The 17,401-nt window shown below is 61.5% G+C and carries 19 protein-coding genes; 7 read left to right on the top strand and 12 right to left on the bottom strand.

Annotated elements, in window-relative coordinates; all coding sequences use genetic code 11:
• Positions 1-292 precede the first annotated feature (292 nt).
• From NKK52_RS08915 to NKK52_RS08900, 4 genes are all read left to right on the top strand, one after another.
• On the top strand, positions 293-4,057 hold the full coding sequence (locus tag NKK52_RS08915; RefSeq protein WP_023684933.1) for a vitamin B12-dependent ribonucleotide reductase: 3,765 nt from the start codon (positions 293-295) through the stop codon (positions 4,055-4,057).
• 38 nt (positions 4,058-4,095) lie between these two features.
• Positions 4,096-4,359 carry a helix-turn-helix domain-containing protein gene (locus NKK52_RS08910; protein ID WP_023684932.1) on the top strand — a complete coding sequence of 88 codons (264 nt, stop codon included), beginning with the start codon at positions 4,096-4,098 and terminating at the stop codon, positions 4,357-4,359.
• 26 nt (positions 4,360-4,385) lie between these two features.
• Positions 4,386-4,976 (top strand): ImmA/IrrE family metallo-endopeptidase, encoded by a 591-nt coding sequence (locus NKK52_RS08905; protein ID WP_023684931.1) that lies wholly within the window; start codon positions 4,386-4,388, stop codon positions 4,974-4,976.
• Positions 4,977-5,054: 78 nt separating this feature from the next.
• Positions 5,055-5,261 carry a type II toxin-antitoxin system HicB family antitoxin gene (locus NKK52_RS08900; protein WP_023684930.1) on the top strand — a complete coding sequence of 69 codons (207 nt, stop codon included), beginning with the start codon at positions 5,055-5,057 and terminating at the stop codon, positions 5,259-5,261.
• Positions 5,262-5,294: 33 nt separating this feature from the next.
• Here the strand turns inward: NKK52_RS08900 and NKK52_RS08895 are convergent, their stop codons facing one another.
• The 3 genes from NKK52_RS08895 to NKK52_RS08885 are packed head-to-tail and all read right to left on the bottom strand — an operon-like array spanning position 5,295 to position 7,426.
• Positions 5,295-5,900 carry a hypothetical protein gene (locus NKK52_RS08895; protein WP_245263141.1) on the bottom strand — a complete coding sequence of 202 codons (606 nt, stop codon included), beginning with the start codon at positions 5,898-5,900 and terminating at the stop codon, positions 5,295-5,297.
• 4 nt (positions 5,901-5,904) lie between these two features.
• On the bottom strand, positions 5,905-6,441 hold the full coding sequence (locus tag NKK52_RS08890) for a hypothetical protein (RefSeq protein WP_245263140.1): 537 nt from the start codon (positions 6,439-6,441) through the stop codon (positions 5,905-5,907).
• A gap of 13 nt (positions 6,442-6,454) precedes the next feature.
• Positions 6,455-7,426 (bottom strand): DUF3592 domain-containing protein, encoded by a 972-nt coding sequence (locus NKK52_RS08885; protein WP_023684927.1) that lies wholly within the window; start codon positions 7,424-7,426, stop codon positions 6,455-6,457.
• Positions 7,427-7,589: 163 nt separating this feature from the next.
• Between NKK52_RS08885 and NKK52_RS08880 the strand changes: the two genes are divergently transcribed.
• A complete protein-coding gene (locus tag NKK52_RS08880; protein WP_023684926.1) occupies positions 7,590-8,531 on the top strand; it encodes a phosphoribosylaminoimidazolesuccinocarboxamide synthase in 942 nt (313 codons plus the stop codon).
• A 20-nt stretch (positions 8,532-8,551) separates the two neighbouring features.
• Here NKK52_RS08880 and NKK52_RS08875 read toward each other — a convergent pair whose 3' ends face one another.
• From NKK52_RS08875 to NKK52_RS08865, 3 genes are read right to left on the bottom strand one after another with little or no spacing between them, the layout of a single operon-like run.
• Positions 8,552-9,436, bottom strand: a complete 885-nt coding sequence (locus NKK52_RS08875) for a DMT family transporter (RefSeq protein WP_023684925.1) — start codon at positions 9,434-9,436, stop codon at positions 8,552-8,554.
• Complete coding sequence (locus NKK52_RS08870) at positions 9,433-10,041, bottom strand: class I SAM-dependent DNA methyltransferase (protein ID WP_023684924.1); 609 nt, start codon at positions 10,039-10,041, stop codon at positions 9,433-9,435. Before NKK52_RS08870 ends, NKK52_RS08875 begins: the two co-directional genes overlap by 4 nt.
• A gap of 28 nt (positions 10,042-10,069) precedes the next feature.
• A complete protein-coding gene (locus tag NKK52_RS08865; protein WP_023684923.1) occupies positions 10,070-10,282 on the bottom strand; it encodes a hypothetical protein in 213 nt (70 codons plus the stop codon).
• 65 nt (positions 10,283-10,347) lie between these two features.
• Here NKK52_RS08865 and NKK52_RS08860 point away from each other — a divergent pair, with 65 nt between their 5' ends.
• On the top strand, positions 10,348-11,307 hold the full coding sequence (locus tag NKK52_RS08860; protein WP_023684922.1) for a LysR substrate-binding domain-containing protein: 960 nt from the start codon (positions 10,348-10,350) through the stop codon (positions 11,305-11,307).
• Here the strand turns inward: NKK52_RS08860 and NKK52_RS08855 are convergent.
• From NKK52_RS08855 to NKK52_RS08830, 6 genes are all read right to left on the bottom strand, one after another.
• Positions 11,297-11,803: a DUF2314 domain-containing protein gene (locus tag NKK52_RS08855; protein ID WP_023684921.1), complete on the bottom strand. Its 507-nt coding sequence runs from the start codon at positions 11,801-11,803 to the stop codon at positions 11,297-11,299. The genes NKK52_RS08860 and NKK52_RS08855 overlap by 11 nt on opposite strands.
• Before the next feature lie 153 nt (positions 11,804-11,956).
• Positions 11,957-13,021, bottom strand: coding sequence for a glycoside hydrolase family 25 protein (locus tag NKK52_RS08850; protein WP_023684920.1), 1,065 nt, complete (start codon positions 13,019-13,021; stop codon positions 11,957-11,959).
• Between the two features lie 355 nt (positions 13,022-13,376).
• Positions 13,377-13,574, bottom strand: coding sequence for a hypothetical protein (locus NKK52_RS08845; protein WP_023684919.1), 198 nt, complete (start codon positions 13,572-13,574; stop codon positions 13,377-13,379).
• 116 nt (positions 13,575-13,690) lie between these two features.
• A complete protein-coding gene (locus NKK52_RS08840) occupies positions 13,691-14,089 on the bottom strand; it encodes a GFA family protein (RefSeq protein WP_023684918.1) in 399 nt (132 codons plus the stop codon).
• A 187-nt stretch (positions 14,090-14,276) separates the two neighbouring features.
• Positions 14,277-15,233, bottom strand: coding sequence for an alpha/beta fold hydrolase (locus NKK52_RS08835; protein ID WP_023684917.1), 957 nt, complete (start codon positions 15,231-15,233; stop codon positions 14,277-14,279).
• A 117-nt stretch (positions 15,234-15,350) separates the two neighbouring features.
• Positions 15,351-15,599 carry a ParB N-terminal domain-containing protein gene (locus NKK52_RS08830; RefSeq protein ID WP_008875526.1) on the bottom strand — a complete coding sequence of 83 codons (249 nt, stop codon included), beginning with the start codon at positions 15,597-15,599 and terminating at the stop codon, positions 15,351-15,353.
• A 169-nt stretch (positions 15,600-15,768) separates the two neighbouring features.
• Between NKK52_RS08830 and NKK52_RS08825 the strand changes: the two genes are divergently transcribed.
• Positions 15,769-17,400 carry a N,N-dimethylformamidase beta subunit family domain-containing protein gene (locus NKK52_RS08825; protein WP_023684916.1) on the top strand — a complete coding sequence of 544 codons (1,632 nt, stop codon included), beginning with the start codon at positions 15,769-15,771 and terminating at the stop codon, positions 17,398-17,400.
• Position 17,401: the final 1 nt, after the last annotated feature.

Genomic DNA, 17,401 nt, shown 5'->3' with positions numbered 1-17,401 from the left:
AAATTGTCTGTTAACACTATATTTAGTGTTTGCAGGCAGGTTCGACGCTAGATAGTGTGAATTTCCCTCGGTCGAGGGAATCGAGGAAAAATTCAGTTTTGAGGGACCCGCAGGGTTCGGCGCAGAGTTGGAACAGCGGCTTCGTAAGAAGCTCGACCAGCAAGGCGACGAAGACTGCCACAAGGAGAGCCGGTGTTTTCGAACGCCGGCAGACGGCGGACATGCGCGTTTCGCATTGGGGGCAGAAATCCCCGGGGAAAAGCGCTATATATAGACAAAAGGGACCGGACCAATGCGCATCGAGCGTCGTTTCACCAAGCCAGGCCAATCAGCTTACGCGGAGATCGAATTCCGCAAGGCGCTTTCGGAGATCAAGAATCCGGACGGCTCGGTGGTGTTCCGCTTGGACAATATCGATGTGCCGGCGCAGTTCTCGCAGGTTGCCGCCGACATCCTGGCGCAGAAGTATTTCCGCAAGGCCGGCGTGCCCGCGCGCCTGAAGAAGGTCGAGGAGAACGACGTCCCCTCCTTCCTGTGGCGCTCCGTCGCCGACGAGGCCGAGCTTGCCAAGCTGCCGGAAGCCGAGCGCTACGGTTCCGAAATCGACGCCCGCCAGGTCTTCGACCGGCTGGCCGGCACCTGGACCTATTGGGGCTACAAGGGCGGCTACTTCAAGTCGGAAGAAGACGCGAGCGCCTTCCGCGACGAACTCGCCTATATGCTCGCCACCCAGCGCGTTGCGCCGAACTCGCCGCAATGGTTCAACACCGGCCTGCACTGGGCCTACGGCATCGATGGTCCGAGCCAGGGCCACTATTATGTCGACCCGTTTACCGGCAAGCTGACCAAGTCGAAGTCCTCCTACGAGCATCCGCAGCCGCATGCCTGTTTCATCCAGGGCGTGCAGGACGATCTCGTCAACGAAGGCGGCATCATGGACCTGTGGGTGCGTGAAGCGCGTCTGTTCAAATATGGCTCGGGCACCGGCTCCAATTTCTCGATGCTGCGCGGCGAAGGCGAAAAGCTGTCGGGCGGCGGCCGTTCGTCCGGCCTGATGAGCTTCCTCAAGATCGGCGACCGCGCGGCGGGCGCCATCAAGTCGGGCGGCACCACGCGTCGTGCGGCCAAGATGGTCATTGTCGACGCCGACCATCCCGATATCGAGGAATTCATCGACTGGAAGGTCAATGAAGAGCAGAAGGTGGCGGCGCTGGTCACCGGCTCCAAGATCGTGAAAAAACATCTCGAAGCGATCATGAAGGCCTGCATCAACTGCGAAGGCCATGATGACGACTGCTTCGACCCGTCGATCAACACCGCGCTGAAGCGCGAGATCAAGGCGGCCAAGAAGTCGGCCGTGCCGGAGAACTACATCTACCGTGTCATCCAGTTCGCCAAGCAGGGCTACACCTCGATGTCGTTCAAGACCTACGACACCGACTGGGATTCCGACGCCTACCTCACCGTTTCCGGCCAGAACTCCAATAATTCGGTGTCGCTGAAGGACAATTTCCTGCGCGCCGTCGAGGACGATGCCGACTGGCACCTCACCGCCCGCAAGGACGGCAAGGTGCTGAAGACGCTGAAGGCGCGCGACCTGTGGGAGAAGATCGGCTACGCCGCCTGGGCTTCGGCCGATCCGGGCCTGCATTTCAACACAACGATGAACGACTGGCACACCTGCGCTTCGGCCGGTGCGATCCGGGCCTCCAATCCGTGCTCGGAATACATGTTCCTCGACGACACGGCCTGCAACCTGGCCTCGATCAACCTGCTGCCCTACCGCAATGCCGACGGCACGATCGACATCGCCGCCTACGAGCACACGGTGCGGCTGTGGACCGTCGTTCTCGAAATCTCGGTGATGATGGCGCAGTTTCCGTCGAAGGAGATCGCCAAGCAGTCCTACGAATACCGCACGCTCGGCCTCGGCTATGCCAACATTGGCGGCCTGCTGATGACGTCCGGCATTCCCTATGATTCCGACGAGGGCCGCGCCATCTGCGCAGCACTCACCGCCATCATGACCGGCGTCGCCTATGCCACCTCGGCCGAGATGGCCGGCGAGCTCGGCGCCTTCGCCGACTACGACCGCAATGCGCAGAACATGCTGCGCGTCATGCGCAACCATCGCCGTGCCGCCTATGGCGAAAAGCAGGGCTACGAGAAGCTCGCCGTCAATCCGGTGCCGCTGGTCGCGTCCGACCTGAAGCAGCAGGAACTGGCCGCGCACGCCAAGGCTGCCTGGGACCGCGCCATCGAACTCGGCGAAGAGCATGGCTACCGCAATGCGCAGGCGACCGTGATTGCGCCGACCGGCACGATCGGCCTGGTCATGGATTGCGATACCACCGGCATCGAGCCCGACTTCGCGCTGGTGAAGTTCAAGAAGCTTGCCGGCGGCGGCTACTTCAAGATCATCAACCGCGCCGTGCCGGAAGCGCTGCGCACGCTGGGCTATTCAGAAAGCCAGATCGCCGAGATCGCGGCCTATGCGGTCGGTCACGGCAACATGAACCAGGCGCCGGCGGTCAACCCCGGCTCGCTCAAGGCGAAGGGTTTTACTGACGACAAGATCGCGGCGCTCAATGCAGCACTGAAGTCGGCCTTCGACATCAAGTTCGTCTTCAACCAGTGGACGCTCGGCGCCGACTGGGTGAAGGAGACGTTCGGCTTCACCGACGAGCAGCTCAACGACTTCTCGTTCGAGATGCTGCCGGCGCTGGGCTTCTCCAAAAAGGACATCGAGGCCGCCAACATCCACGTCTGCGGTGCGATGACGCTGGAAGGCGCGCCCTTCCTCAAGGCCGAGCATCTCGCGGTGTTCGACTGCGCCAGCCCGTGCGGCAAGATCGGCAAGCGCTCGCTGTCCATCAACAGCCACATCCAGATGATGGCGGCGGCACAGCCCTTCATCTCCGGCGCCATCTCCAAGACCATCAACATGCCCAACGATGCGACGGTGGAAGACGCCAAGGGCGCCTACATGCTGTCGTGGAAGCTGGCGCTGAAGGCCAACGCGCTCTATCGCGACGGCTCGAAGCTGTCGCAGCCGCTCAATTCGTCGCTGCTCGCCGACAGCGAGGATGACGAGGACGACGCGGTCGAGCAGCTGATCGCTGCGCCCGCTTCACAGCGCGCCGTGCAAGTGACCGAGAAGATCGTCGAGCGCGTCATCGAACGCCTCTACCGCGATCGTGAAAAACTGCCGAATCGCCGCAAGGGCTACACCCAGAAGGCAGTCGTCGGCGGCCACAAGGTCTACCTGCGCACGGGCGAATTCGACGACGGCCGCATCGGCGAGATCTTCATCGACATGCACAAAGAAGGCGCCGCTTTCCGAGCGATGATGAACAACTTCGCCATCGCCATCTCGCTTGGCTTGCAATATGGCGTGCCGCTCGAGGAATTTGTCGAGGCCTTCACCTTCACCAAATTCGAGCCGGCCGGCATGGTGCAGGGCAACGACGCGATCAAGAATGCGACGTCGATCCTCGACTACGTGTTCCGCGAACTCGCCGTGTCCTACCTCGGCCGCCACGACCTCGCCCATGTCGACCAGTCGGATTTCGACAAGACGGCGCTCGGACGCGGCATCAACGAAGGCAAGGCGACGCCGTTCTCGAAGGGCCTTACCCGCGGCGCCTCGCCGGTCAAGTTGGTGTCTGGCCTAGGTGGCGAACCCAAGGGTTTTGCCGGATCACCTGCCGCGGCCCCTGCCCGGGTCACCCCAACTGCGTTCTCAGGCTCCAATGTGCTGGCGCTTAAACCAGCAAGCGACGAAGCCATCGCCTACAAGCGCGACTATGAGGAGCGAGCCAAGGAATTGGTCGAAGATATTGTTTCCGAGGAGGCAGCCGATCCCACCGGGTTGTTCACCGACGAAGCAGCGAAAGAAGCGGCCGAGGCAAAGGCGCTTGCCTCTACGCGGCGTCAGCAATCCTTGATGCAAGGCTACACCGGCAACGAATGCTCGGAATGCCACAACTTCACCATGGTGCGGAACGGCACCTGCGAGAAGTGCGATACCTGCGGCTCGACGAGCGGGTGCAGCTGAGAAATCGAGGGTCGGACGAAGATTCCTAGGAGATTTTCATGAGCAATGGCAGTCCGGAAAAATTTGGCGCATTTGTTGAGCGCACACGCCGTGAGAAGAGATGGTCACAGAACCAGCTCGGAAAGTTGATCGGTGCAGGCAGCGCATACATCACGAGTGTGGAAAACGGGGAAATCTGGCCGACCGATTACATCCTAGACCAACTTGCGGCGCTTTTTGGGGTGCCTCATGAGTATCTGATCGTTATGCTCGGACCGAAGCCGCAATCGGCCGTCGAAGCTCAACCTCGACCTAAGGCCTGAAACGCCCATGCGGCCAGGAGGATACCATGAAATCCCTGGATCGCTTCAACTCCGAAAAGCTAAGTGAACTTGAGATCGCCGATCGTGCCCGCAACTTCAGAGGTACCTTCGGCGTCTCAGACAAACTTTATATAAATATCATAGAAATTCTTGAATTCAGATTGAAGGAGATACTTCCCGATTTCAAATTGATGGTTCGGCGTGACATCGAACTGGACAAAACTGCACAGGCTATGAATGATCCACCGAGGATTTTGGTTAGAGAGTCGATCTATGACGGAGCTTGCGACGGAGATCAGGAATGCCGCAGAATACTGGCCCACGAATTGGGTCATCTACTCTTACATGCGCACATAGGCGGCACAAAACAGCAAGATATTCTTGGCTACTCTCCTCAATTTGAGAATATGAATGCGCTGGATAGCATAGAAGATCAGGCAGATATATTTGCACGGAATTTCTTAGTTCCGCCATTCATTGCATTCGAGCATAGACACGATATAGAAAAGCTCTCAAAAATTACCGGCGCTCCCATCAATATTGCGTCAGCCGCTGCATTGATTTCTAAGCGCACTGAGATGCTGAAGGTCAGGCAGCCACCGAAAAGACAACAGTAAATTTGTTTCGCGCCAGCATCAAGTTGTGGCAGAGCGCGCCGAAGCCTTCTGAAGTGGTCGGCCTAACGGACTGATGACATGCGTTATGCAGTCGTAATCGAAAAAGCCGGAGAAAATTTTTCCGCCTATGTGCCGGATCTACCGGGCTGCATCGCGACTGGTGCGACAGTGCCGGAGGTGGAAATCGAAATTCGCGACGCAATACGGTTCCATATCGAGGGCTTGCGTGCTGATGGGCTGGATATACCGAAAGGCCTCAGTCTCACAAAATACGTCGAAGCATAGAGACAGACCCCGACCAGGATTTTCTGCGCCTACCTACTCCACCACCCTCAGCGTCTGCTCGTCAAACAACGGTTCGTCCTGCCCCGCTCGCACAAACAGCACCTTGTGCCCGTCGCCCGCCGGTACCTCGAAATACTGGATGCCATCCGGCATTTCGCCCCAGTCGCCGCAGGGCGGTTCGGGAACTTCATCACTGGCGAGCGCCTGCAGCTCCTTGGCGTAGGCGGCGTCGGGGTTGAATGTGTAGCGCTTGACGCCGGCGGGCACGGTGCCCTGCGTATAAGGCGCCAGTACGCAGCGGGCGCTGACTGATTTGTCGGTCTTTTCCAGCAACAGGCGCAGCACTGCGGCCTCGGCGGTTTCGCCTGCCTTGATGTCGAACACCTCGACCAGAGGATCGGGCGCGCCGCCGTCGCTGTATTTGATCGCGAGCGCGTTGCCCACAAATTCGAAATGGATCTGGCGGAAGCCGTAATCGCAGCGCTGCACCCAGGCGGCCAGCCCAACCCTCTTGTCGGCCAGCTTTTCCCAGACGCATTTGTCGATCGGCGGGCGCGACGGCGACGGCTCGTCCGCATATGCAGCGGCTGATATCGCCGCGGCGGCAAACAGCACGCAAATCCAGACAATCGATCTCATGGCGCTATTCATCGCTGCATCCTGTCAATGTGAAGGCGTCCCACGCCGAGCCGTCCGGATTGGCATTGGCGAAATCGGCAAATTCGGTGAAGCCCGCGCCGAAATCGGGCAGCAACAGCCCTTTCGGCGCCGGTGTCGCTTCGCGCGAATTCAGCTGCTCGGCGCCGCCTCCGGTCAAGGCATAGACCTGGCCCATCCATATCCGGCACATCCCGCTGCCGTCCTCCAGCCCCGCTTCGCGGTCGTCGTCGGTGCAGGCATGGCGGATGGTGCCGAGCGGAAACGAATTTTTGCCATTGGTCCAGGTGATGTCGGCCGGCAAGCGCGTGTCGGTGTTGGGGACGGTCACCGAAAACACTTCGGCCGTCAGTGCCGCCGGCTCATTGTCGAACGGCCGGAATTGCATCACCGCGCCCGAACGAGGCTCGCGGTAGGTGGCATGGCTGAGCAGACATTCTTTTGCGCTCGCTGCCTGCACGGCGCCGAGCAGAGCCAGGGAAACGACAGCCAGCCTGCGGACGATCATTGGATGTCTTGTCATGAAAGTGGGCGCCTCAGATAAAACCGACCAGCCACGCCGCGCCGCCCAGAAACGCGGCCGAACAGACCCACAGCAGCCAAAGCCCGCGCACCCTGCATTCGAGCACTGCCGAGGCGGGGTTGGCTGGGTCGTAATGCACGTCGACCTTGCCGCCCTCGGCATAGCTGCGCCCTTGGCCGCTGACGAGGCCGGGCATTGAAGCGGTGACCGTGGCGCCGAAGGTTACGCGATCGGAGGTGTAGCGCTGGCCGGCGACGCCGTAGCTGTAAACGATGCGGGATTTGAAAACGGTGCTCCAGCGTCGATGGCCGCTGTAGTTTCGCAGCGCCTGCAGGCCGGAGGAGTCAATGCGGCCGGCGGCGACCGGCCATTTTGCCGCCTGCTCGGCAAGCGACTTCTGGACGAAGGCCATGCGCAGGATCATCAGGCCCATGAACAGCAGCAGCGCTCCGGCGCCGAGGTTCTGCGGCTTGGGCAGGTGCGGCCGGATCGCCTCCAGCACGCCACCGAGCGAAAACACCAGCACCACCGTGCCGATCACCAGCCCGGCCGAGAGCTTGACCATGAACTTGAAGGCGCCGTCCGGCAGGGTGCGTTCGATCACGGCCTTGCCCGGATCGGCCGGATTGTAGAAGACGGTCACTTCAGCGCCGGTGGGAAACTGCGCCAAGGTTTCGGTGACTTCGAAATTCCCCAGATTCTCCTTCACGCTGTAGCGCGAGCTTTGAAATTTCTTTTTACCGACCTTGTATTCGAAGGTGACCGCCGGAAAATTGCGCATCTCGGTGGTGTCGCTGCTGTCCGAGCCGACGCCCGACCTTCTGACTTCACGCGCCTCGACGCGCGACGAGATGATCTTGCCCGGCGCCGGCAGCCAGTGGCTCATCGCCTGCACCTCGCGCCATTTGACGAAGGTGATGAACGACAGACCGCCCGCGATCGCGCAGGCAAATCCGACAATCAGAAATTTGAGCTCTACGTCCACCGCGTCCCCCAGGAGTGCCGGAAGCTGCAAATAGATAGCACGGCGAAGGCAATGTCTTGATTATTCGCAAAGGACGAACCGCCCTTCCTCGGGTATCGAAGCCCCGCCAACTTTGTTAAGAGTCGCCCAAACTGTTAGGAGCCATGAGACCAGGATGACAGCACTGCGCGTTCTCTCGGATGCCTTCATTCCGGAACTCCCGAACCACTACAAAGGCAAGGTCCGCGAGAATTACGATCTGCCGGATGGCCGCCGCATCATCATCGCCACCGACCGGCTGAGCGCCTTCGATGTGATCCTGACCGCTGTCCCGCTCAAGGGCGAACTGCTGACCCAGACGGCGCGCTACTGGTTCGAGGAAACGGCGGACATCTGCCCCAACCATGTGCTCGATTATCCCGACCCCAATGTCGTCGTCGGCACCAGGCTCGACATTCTGCCGGTGGAAATCGTTGTTCGCGACTACCTCGCCGGCACCACCAGCACTTCGGTGCTGACGAAATACAAGAACGGCGAACGCGATATGTACGGCATCCGCCTGCCGGACGGACTGCGCGACAATGAGAAGCTGCCGCAGGCCATCATCACGCCGACCAGCAAGGCGCTCGATGGCGGCCATGACGAGCCCTTGACGCGTGACGAGATCCTGACGCGCGGCCTGTTGTCGGAAGAGCAATGGGACACCGTCTCGCGCTATGCGCTGGCGCTGTTTGCGCGCGGCAAAGCGTTGGCCGCCAAGCGCGGCCTGATCCTGGTCGACACCAAATACGAGTTCGGCACGGACAAGGATGGCGCCATCGTCCTTGCCGATGAAATCCATACGCCCGATAGCAGCCGCTACTGGCTTGCGGCAAGCTATGAGGAGCGCTTCAAGGCAGGCGAGCGGCCGCAAAGCTTCGACAAGGACTTTATTCGCGCCTGGGTAACCGCACGCTGCGATCCCTACAAGGACCGTATTCCGAAAATCCCCGCCGAACTCATCGAGCAGACGTCGCGTGTCTATACGCAGGCCTTTGAGACCATCACCGGCAAGACCTTCACCGCCGATATCTCGGGAAAGACGGTGCTGGACCGCATTCGCGAGAACCTGCGCCCTTATTTCTGACGGCGGCTGGCGGCCGCCGGTCAACTTGCCGAGGTCGCGGACACGGACGGTTCTGGCGGAGCGCGCCACGTGCCGAGATATGATCCGCACAGGATGAGCGCGAAAGCCGCTACAATGCCGATATCGAGCGGCTCTGAAAGGACGAGCACGCCGGCTGCCACGGAGACGGCGGGCGCCACATAGGTTATGACGACCGCCCGTTCGGGGCCGATCTCCCGCACCAGCAGGAAGTAGGTGGCGAAGGCAATCGCCGTGCAAAACACGCCAAGACCGAGGATTGCGCCAACCACCATTGTCGACGGCATGGCCGCCGGCCAGGCCAACGCCGCCGGCACGGCGTAGATCAGCGCGGCCCCTGCCAGACAGACTGCCGTCAGCGAGGTTGCCGGCAAATCGTTGAGCCAGCGCGACGCGATGATCGAACCCGAGGCATAGCAGGCCGCGGCCATGAGAATCTCGACGACCGCGAGAAATCCGCCACCCAAGGTCGGCAGCGCCAGCACGAAGACACCGGCAAAACCGAGGAAAAGGCCGGTCCAGCGGCGTATCCCCAGCCGCTCATCCGAACCCATCAGCTTTGAGATCGCGACGGTTACGGCCGGCGTCATGGCAATCAGCAGTCCCGCGGTGGAACTGTCGATGCTGACTTCGCCATGGGTGATCAGCCCCCATGGCAGGATCATCTCGACCAGACAGAATGCGGCGACCGCCCGCCAATGTGTCTTCAGCCATCCGAAACTGCGCTGGACAAGGACGAAGGGCAGCAGCGCCAGGGCGCCGACGGCTGTTAGGGCAAAGACCAGGAAGGGCACCGACACCTCGGCAACCGCCAGCTTGATCAACAAATAGGGAATGCCCCACAGGAGGCTGAGCAGCACGAACAAAAACAGTCCGCGGCGCGTCATGACGGCCTCAAAGCCAGAAAGGTGGTCCACTCTTCGCGATCGCGGCCGACGTTGAATTCGTCTCCGACAAGGACCAGCCCGGCGTTTTCGAGGCGGGCCGCGAAGTCGTCCCTGCGCCAGTAGACCGTATGATATTCGCCGCTCTTCTCGCCATCGCCAATGCGCATCGAGACGAGGAAGGCGCCGCCCGGCCGCAGCGACCCGGCAATCTTGGCAAGCACCTGGTCGGCCTGCTCGCGCGGCACGTGGATCAGGACGCACAATGCGAGCACCGCGTCGTAGGGGCCGCCGAGATCGTCGGTGACGAGATCGAGAAACTCACCCTGCTTGCCGCGTGCGGCCTGCAACTCGAGAAACCGCTTCGTTGCGTCTGTGCGCCGAACCTGGACACCGAGCCCTTCGACGAAGTCCGCATCGTATCCGGGTCCCGAACCGACTTCCAGAATCCGGCCACCTTTGCCGGCGATCTTCACCAGGCGCTTCAGCCATTTCTGTTCTCTTTGGTTCGGAACGTGCCGCACCAGAGCGTCGTAGCGTTCGGCATAGTCCTCATAGGCGTTGATCGTTTGTCGGCTCTTCGCCAGATCCTCGGATAACACAGTCATCTTTCCCTCCCCTGGTCAAAGAGCTTGCTTAGCCAATGGTGCCGGGAGGCACGCGTCCGTCAAGCATACCGATATCCCTGAGGAAATGATCCGACAGCGAGCGGCGGTCGAGCAGGCCGTGCTTGCGAGGCCTGAACGGCGCGGTGAAGAGGTCGAGCACCGGGCGGCGAAGCGTGTTGTAGAGAGCGATGGTGGTGGTCATTGCCGTATCCTCCAGGGTTTGATCCAATGAATGCAGCATGCCGTTTTCCAGGCTTGGTTTCCAATCGAACGTCGCGTAGTATGCATCAGCGGGATTGATGCGTCATGAGCTGGGAACTACCACCATTAGGAGCCATCAGGGTCTTTGAAGCCGCGGCCCGGCTGGGCAGTTTCACCAAGGCAGCCGAAGAACTCGGCATGACCCAATCAGCTGCCAGCTATCAGATAAAGGTGCTGGAAGAACGTGCCGGAACGCCGCTTTTTATAAGAAAAACAAGGCAGATCGCGCTGACCGAGGCCGGACAGCAGCTGGCGCCGCACGCAACAGGCGCGTTCTCGACCCTGGCCGACGCATGGGTCGCCACCAAGGGTGGAGCGACCGGCGTGCTGTCGGTGACGACCATGGAAACCTTCGCATCGAACTGGCTGGCCGTATGGCTTGGAACATTCCAGCTGATGCATCCCGATCTTGCCGTGAAGGTGAATACATCGCACGGGCTGGTCGATTTCACGCGCGGCGACATGGATGTCGGCATTCGCACCGGCAGTGGAAAATGGCCGGGCCTGACGGCTCACTATCTGTTCAAGGCGGACTATACGCCGATGCTCAGCCCGAGACTCGCCGAAAGCGTCGGCGGCATCCACCGCCCTGAGGATCTCTACCAACTGCCGCTATGCTGTGCCGACGATCCCTGGTGGGAAATCTGGTTCAAGGCTGCCGGCGTGCCGTTCGAGCCCGATCGCGTCATCGCTGGCCCGAAGCTGGGTACGCAGGCCTATGATGCGATGGCGGCGCTGACCGACAAGGGCGCCGCGATCCTCACCAGAAACCTTTACAGCGCCCTGTTGGAAAAGGGCCAGTTGATACAGCCATTCGACGTGCTTGGCTCGGACGGCGACGGCTATTGGCTGGTGCATCTGGAGAGCCGCCGCAACGCGCCCAAAATCAAGGTGTTTCGCGACTGGGTGCTGGCGCAGACGGCTGAGATACGCGAACGCGAAAAGCGCGACAGCCCTCTAGGCACCGCGATAAAACTCGCCCCCGCCTCAACCCTCAGTCCTTGAAGGTCAACCCGTATCTTGCAACCTGTTCCTTCGGCATATCCGCAAGCGCCTGGCGCGTGGTGTAGCCGCCATAGATCACCTTGCCGTTCTTGATCATCCAGTCCTCGACGTCGGCCTCGGTCACCGTCATCCTGTCGCCCATCTTGTACTTGTTGCCATTGACCGGGACGTCGGCGAGCAGGCCGATATAGGAGCCGTCGCTGTAGCCGACCAGCTGCAGCCAGATATGCTCGGTGGCACCGTTCTGGGTCAGCGGGAATTTTACCGTGTAGGTGCCGGGTGTGCCGGCGTCCATCAGTTCGTGGAAGCGCTTGAGGGTCGAGCGGCCGCTGTCCTTGGCGGCCTGCATCGCCTTGTCCTCGGTGGAATAGGACACGACGTTCTGCTTCGACTCCGCCAGCGAAGCGCCACTTCCGCCCGGCATGTGGCCAAGCGAACTGAAAAACCCGTAGCCGACGGCGGCGGCAAGTGCGACAGCCACAACTGGATTGCGCATGGATCCCTCCGAAAACCCGATCACGGGCACGTTACCGGAAGGCTGTTGCGATACCGCTAAAGGACACAGTGAGCGGATCGTTAGCGAGACGCTGAAAATTCAACCCAAGGCGCAGCGGCAGGCAGCGCAGGCGCACCGGCACCGGCCTGACGTTCAGTCGGCGTCGGCGACGGTCGTCTGCCCGCCTGCCCATGCCCGCCAGGCGCGCTCGTCGCCATGGAAGACGTTGAGGTCGATGCGGCCGGTCACGCCGTGCGACAGGCCGGAGCCGGAGTACTGCCAGAACAGCCATTTGCGGCCGGGATAGACTTTTGAGGGATGCCGCGCCACGGCGCGCAGCCAGAACGGATAATCGAGAAACGCACCCTTGAGATTGTCGCGATAGAAATCAGGTGCGGTGTAGATGATGGGCCGCTGGCCGTAATGGCGCTCCAGCTTGTCCATGAACACCTTCATCTTTTCCAGCACGGTGGCCCGCGACGGCCGCCGCTTGCAGGAAGATTCGCCGTTCCACTCGACATCGATCACCGGTGGCAGCGCGCCTTCGACCCTCGGCACATTGCGGATGAACCAGTCGGCCTGCTCGCCCGCAGTGCGGCACCAGTAGAAGAAATGATAGGCGCCGCGCTTCAGCCCGGCGGCGTCGGCATTGCGCCAGTTCTTCATGAACATCGGGTCGAGATGGTCGCCGCCATCGGTCGCCTTGATGTAGGCGAAGTTGGCGCCCTGGGCACGCAGCTTGCCCCAGTTGACATTGCCCTGCCAGCGCGAGACGTCGACGCCGTGGACGGCAAGGTAGCGTGGCGAAGCCTTGCCGAAATTGATCGGCTTGGCGTCGCGAAAACCGTAGCGGGTGACCGGCGAGGCCAGCATGGCCGGCGCAGCGCGCGTCAACCGCTTCGGCGCAGACATCAGAGCGGCGGGCTCGAGCTGTGGTCTGGTGCTCCCCTGCGGCGTGCCCGCGACGATGGCCTCTTCTTCCTCGACCATGGAAAAGGGCGGCGCATTGTCGGCCACAGCGTTGTCGGCCACCATGTCGGACCGCATCGGCGCGAGGTCGGCGGTCTCCGCCGGAGCCGCTGTGACCGGCGCGCTCGGACGCACGACCGAACTGGTCGTCTCGTTCGACGGCTGCAAGCCATCGACGCCCGCTGTGGACGAACAGCCGGCAAGCCACAGCGATGCCAACATGAAACTGACGACGCCTGAAATCCGCATCTGGACCTGTACGCAAAACACAACAGACCGAAGGCAAACAGACGCCGCCGGACAAACCGGCCTCGATTACTAACGAGAAATTACCAACAAAGTTTGAATCAAGTTGTTAGGAATTGGCCGGGGTATGTTCGGCGGCCATAACCTACCTTCGTCATTCTAGGGCGAAGCAGTCGCGAAGCGACGTCGCGCAGACCCTGGAATCCATGCCGTTGCATCCATGGCATGAAGACGGTTCAAGATTGAGTTTGGGCGAAACGGGTCGAGCAAGGAAGCCATTCTCGACCGCGACATACTTCGGCCGACGTCACGGCGTGGATCCTCGGGTCAAGCCCGAGGACGACGAAGGATCATAGCCTTACCTTCCCAGCCATTGCTGCAAACAAGTCTTGGCCACCACATGCGCCGGCGGCACCGACGGTTCGTCGGCGGCCGGGCGGCGGGCACGTTCGAGCAGCAGGCGAACCTGTTCGGGGCGCACGCGGTCACGCTCCATGACGAGGAGGACCATCGGGTCGCTCAAAAGCTCGTCCAGGGTGTTGATTCTGTCGCTCATCGGTCGTCTCCTCGATACCGGCCCGCAGACGATAGATAGGCAGGCAATCATGGCCCGCCAATGACGCTTTGCCGGCTATGTCGTGGTTTCGGGATTAATTTCCGGTAAGGCCGGCGTCAGTTCGGAGGCGGCGCGCCTTCATGGTGCGGCAGGCCGTCATCGAGTTGCAGCCAGGGCTGCTTCGAGGCGGTCCACATATGCATTTCCGGCTTGAACAGCGAGGGATCGTCGAGCGAGCCGGTGGTGATGCCGACGATGCCGGCGGAGTCGCGTCGGGAAAACAGCGTGGTGCCGCAAGCGGCGCAAAAGCCGCGCTTGAGGTCCGGAGAGGTGTTGACCGTCGCCACCTCTCCCTCGACGGTGACATCGTCGATGCGAAACAAAAGGCGGGCATTGAAAGCCGCGCCGATCACCTTCTGGCAGCGCCGGCAATGGCAGACGCGCTGGTTGAGCGGCGCCGCCTCGGTGCCGTAGCGCACTGCCCCGCAATGGCATCCGCCCTGGTATTTCGTCATCATTCGAACCCATCGCACTGAAGGTCTCTTGATGATATCGACAGGTACCTTCCGGTCAATTGAAAAGCCCTGATGGCGCCATCGATTGCGCCGATAGGACCAATGGCTGCGCCAAGGCTCCGTAGCTTCGCAGGCACAAAAAAGCCGACCGCCTCTTCGAGACGGCCGGCATGTATTTTCAGGCAAGCTATTTCGTTTCGCTGAGGACTTCGTCCCAGGTCTTCACCTTGGTTTCGCCATTGAGGAAGGGCAGTGCCGCGGCCGTCAGCTCCGGTGCGAAGAAGACGTCGTAGTGGGTGCGATTGGGAATGATGGCCAGCCGGTTCTGCGACAGGTTCTCACGCATCCAGCCGGCATCCTTCAGCCCGCCGCCGAGCATCTGGTAGAACTTGATCTCGTGCTCGGGCTTGTACATGTCGCTGTCGCCATAGGCCAGCATGACTGGCATCTTCAGCTTCGCCACATCGGCGGAATAGTCGTAATCCTTGCGCATGAAATTGCCCAGCGCATCGAGCAGTTTAGGGAAATCGTCGGGACGTGGGGCGACGGCGACGTAGGATTTGTACATCGGCGTGTCCTTCATGAAATCGGCGGCGGCCGCGCTCACCTGCGCCTGCTGGCCGCGCATCTCGTCATAGAAGCCATTGGCGGCGAAGCCGGTCGAGACCAGGACCAGACGTCTCACCGTCTCGGGATGCTGGACGGCCATACGGAAGGCGACGCCGCCGCCCAGCGAATAGCCAAGCACGTCGACCTTGTCATAGCCGAGCGCCTTGACGATACCAGCCATGTCGTCGCCAATCCCCTCCAGGCTGAAGGGTCGCTCGCCGAGCGCGGTGCGGCCATGGCCCTGCAGGTCAACGGCAATGATGGTGCGGTTTTCCGCCAGCTTCGGCAGCAGCGGCGCGAACATGTCCGACGTGCCAAGGCCGCCATGCAGCAGAAGCAGCGGTTCGCCCTTGCCGTAGACGGCATAGTAGTAATTCAGGCCGTCGATCGGCAGCAGGCCGGACTTTTCCGGCTTCGGCATGGCTGTTGCTTCGGTGGTCATGGCGGGCTTGGTCTCCTCTGCATTGGCTGGGCCGGGCGCTACGAACAAGGCAGCGACCGAGGCAAGAATGGCGAAATAGATTGGTCTGGACATGTCGGTCTCCTCGGGTTCCGCCCCAAGGACGAGCAAGCACGCCGCGTGCCGACATGCCCTGCGAAAAAATCCGCGGAAGAATGATCGGTTTGGCTGTTGTCGATCGGGTCGCGCGCCTCAGTGGCGCTTGGCCTGCACCAGATAGGCGTCGATCTCGGTCTCGCCGAGCCATTTGGCGGCTTCCAGCCGGTGCAGGCCCTCGACCAGGATGTGGCGCTTGCCGTCATGGCGAACCTGGATCGGCGTCTTCATGCCGTTTTCCAGTATGTCTTCGGCCAGGTGCCGGACCGTTTCGGGATGAAGCGTCTTCTTGCGCGCCGTCGGCACGTAGATGTCATCGACCTTGACCTTCTGCACTCTCAGCATACCGGCTCCCGAGGCGGAAAATGCCGCCTCGCCTGAGATAGTCGGTTTGCCAGGTGCGGCCAAGAGCGGCCAAGCAATTGTGTCGTATGCAATTGCTGGCCCGATCGTTTCCATTTGACGCTTGGCCGGCAGATGGCCGAAATGGCGGCCTGTCACTTTTCCGGTGTTCATGACCCAACTGCCGACCGAATTTCCCGATTTCGGACTGACGCCCGAGCAGCGCCGCGAGGCAGTGCGCGGCCATTACTATGAATGGCCGGGAATGGACGGCGAGCGCGGCGAGATCTGGTGTTATTCCAACCGCTTTTCCTACCGCGCCGGCGAGACCGTGACGCTGCATGTCAGTTCGACAGTGCCGCGCTTCAGCATTGTCATTGTCCGCGACGGCGGCAGCGAGACAAAAGTCTTCGAGCAAACGGGGCTTTCGGCGCGCTGGCAGGATACGCCCGACCAGTGCTCGGTCGAAGGCTGCGGCTGGGAGGCGTCTTTCGAATTTCGCATAGGCAACGATTGGCCATCCGGCGCCTATCGGCTGACACTGACGGCGGACGGGCGCGAGCCCATCCATTGCCATCACCTCATCATCGTCGCGCCCCTGCCCGGCAAAAAGCCCGGTCGCGTGCTGCAGGTGGCGGCGACGGGCACCTGGCTGTCCTACAACACCTGGGGCGGCTCCAACGCCTATCAGGGTATCACCGGACCTGGCCGCGACCAATATGCGCGCATGGTGTCGACGCAGCGGCCGTGGTGCCGCGGCTTTGTCGTGCTGCCCAAGGACGCGCCGCGCGTGCCCTTGGAGGTCGCGGTGCCGCCGAAAACCGTGCCGCGCTATCCGCACATGGAATGGGCGTACGCCACCGGACATTCGAAGAAATACACCTCCTCCGGCTGGGCGAGCTATGACAGCCACTTCTTCCGCTTTGCCGAGCGCGCCGGCTATGGCGTCGATCTCGCCAGCCAGCACGATTTGCACTTCTCGCCCGAAATCCTCGATGGTTATGACTGTGTGGTCTTCGTCGGCCATGACGAGTACTGGACCTGGGAGATGCGGGACGCCGTCGACAGCTACGTCGAGCGCGGCGGCCATGCGGCGCGCTTTGCCGGCAATTTCATGTGGCAGACAAGGCTCGAGGACGAAGGCCGCCGGCAGGTCTGTTACAAATACCGCGCGCGGGCCGAAGACCCGGCCTATGGCGGCGACGTCACCCGCGCCACCAACTCCTGGGAAGCGCCGGAGATCGGCCGTCCCGGCGCTCTGACCTTCGGCCTTAACGCAACGAGGGGCGTCTATGCCGGCTGGGGCGGATGCGCACCGCGCGGCGTGCGCGGCTTTCCGGTCTATCGGCCCGAGCACTGGGCCTTTGCCGGCACCGGCATGTACTATGGCGACCTGCTCGGCGCCGACAGCCATGTCTATGGCTATGAGGTCGACGGGCTCGATTTCGAGATCCGCGGCGGCCTGCCCTATCCGACACCGGACAGCGGTGCGCCTGATGGGCTGCAGGTGCTGGCCGTCGGCATAGCGAGCCAGGTCGAGGAAAGCGCCGATATCCCGATCGAGGACCAGTTTCTCGCCGACGAGGATGGCCGCTTTACGGCCGAAACGCTGTTTGGCGAGGCGACCGACGCCAATCTGGAAAAGGTCAAACGCGGCAACGGCATGATCGTCAATTTTCCGCGCGGCAAGGGCGAGGTTTTCCACGCCGGAAGCTGCGAATGGGTCGCCGGCCTGCTCAGGCAGGATCCCATGGTCGAGCGAGTGACCAGGAATGTAATCGATCGCTACCTCGGAAAGTCCTGAC

This window comes from Mesorhizobium sp. C277A, assembly GCF_040324395.1.
In the GTDB taxonomy this organism is placed as follows: Bacteria; Pseudomonadota; Alphaproteobacteria; order Rhizobiales; family Rhizobiaceae; genus Mesorhizobium.
The sequence above is the reverse complement of the archived record's forward strand: the minus strand, read 5'-3'. Positions and strand labels throughout refer to the sequence as shown.

What these genes read in the sequence shown, in the direction of transcription:
- NKK52_RS08830 (WP_008875526.1), bottom strand. Translation starts at nt 15,599, where the DNA reads ATGCTGAGAGTGCAGAAGGTCAAGGTCGATGACATCTACGTGCCGACG.
- NKK52_RS08915 (WP_023684933.1), top strand. Translation starts at nt 293, where the DNA reads ATGCGCATCGAGCGTCGTTTCACCAAGCCAGGCCAATCAGCTTACGCG.
- NKK52_RS08900 (WP_023684930.1), top strand. Translation starts at nt 5,055, where the DNA reads ATGCGTTATGCAGTCGTAATCGAAAAAGCCGGAGAAAATTTTTCCGCC.
- NKK52_RS08855 (WP_023684921.1), bottom strand. Translation starts at nt 11,803, where the DNA reads ATGCGCAATCCAGTTGTGGCTGTCGCACTTGCCGCCGCCGTCGGCTAC.
- NKK52_RS08905 (WP_023684931.1), top strand. Translation starts at nt 4,386, where the DNA reads ATGAAATCCCTGGATCGCTTCAACTCCGAAAAGCTAAGTGAACTTGAG.
- NKK52_RS08825 (WP_023684916.1), top strand. Translation starts at nt 15,769, where the DNA reads ATGACCCAACTGCCGACCGAATTTCCCGATTTCGGACTGACGCCCGAG.
- NKK52_RS08875 (WP_023684925.1), bottom strand. Translation starts at nt 9,436, where the DNA reads ATGACGCGCCGCGGACTGTTTTTGTTCGTGCTGCTCAGCCTCCTGTGG.
- NKK52_RS08865 (WP_023684923.1), bottom strand. Translation starts at nt 10,282, where the DNA reads ATGCTGCATTCATTGGATCAAACCCTGGAGGATACGGCAATGACCACC.
- NKK52_RS08840 (WP_023684918.1), bottom strand. Translation starts at nt 14,089, where the DNA reads ATGACGAAATACCAGGGCGGATGCCATTGCGGGGCAGTGCGCTACGGC.
- NKK52_RS08860 (WP_023684922.1), top strand. Translation starts at nt 10,348, where the DNA reads ATGAGCTGGGAACTACCACCATTAGGAGCCATCAGGGTCTTTGAAGCC.
- NKK52_RS08845 (WP_023684919.1), bottom strand. Translation starts at nt 13,574, where the DNA reads ATGAGCGACAGAATCAACACCCTGGACGAGCTTTTGAGCGACCCGATG.
- NKK52_RS08895 (WP_245263141.1), bottom strand. Translation starts at nt 5,900, where the DNA reads ATGAGATCGATTGTCTGGATTTGCGTGCTGTTTGCCGCCGCGGCGATA.
- NKK52_RS08870 (WP_023684924.1), bottom strand. Translation starts at nt 10,041, where the DNA reads ATGACTGTGTTATCCGAGGATCTGGCGAAGAGCCGACAAACGATCAAC.
- NKK52_RS08910 (WP_023684932.1), top strand. Translation starts at nt 4,096, where the DNA reads ATGAGCAATGGCAGTCCGGAAAAATTTGGCGCATTTGTTGAGCGCACA.
- NKK52_RS08835 (WP_023684917.1), bottom strand. Translation starts at nt 15,233, where the DNA reads ATGTCCAGACCAATCTATTTCGCCATTCTTGCCTCGGTCGCTGCCTTG.
- NKK52_RS08850 (WP_023684920.1), bottom strand. Translation starts at nt 13,021, where the DNA reads ATGCGGATTTCAGGCGTCGTCAGTTTCATGTTGGCATCGCTGTGGCTT.
- NKK52_RS08890 (WP_245263140.1), bottom strand. Translation starts at nt 6,441, where the DNA reads ATGACAAGACATCCAATGATCGTCCGCAGGCTGGCTGTCGTTTCCCTG.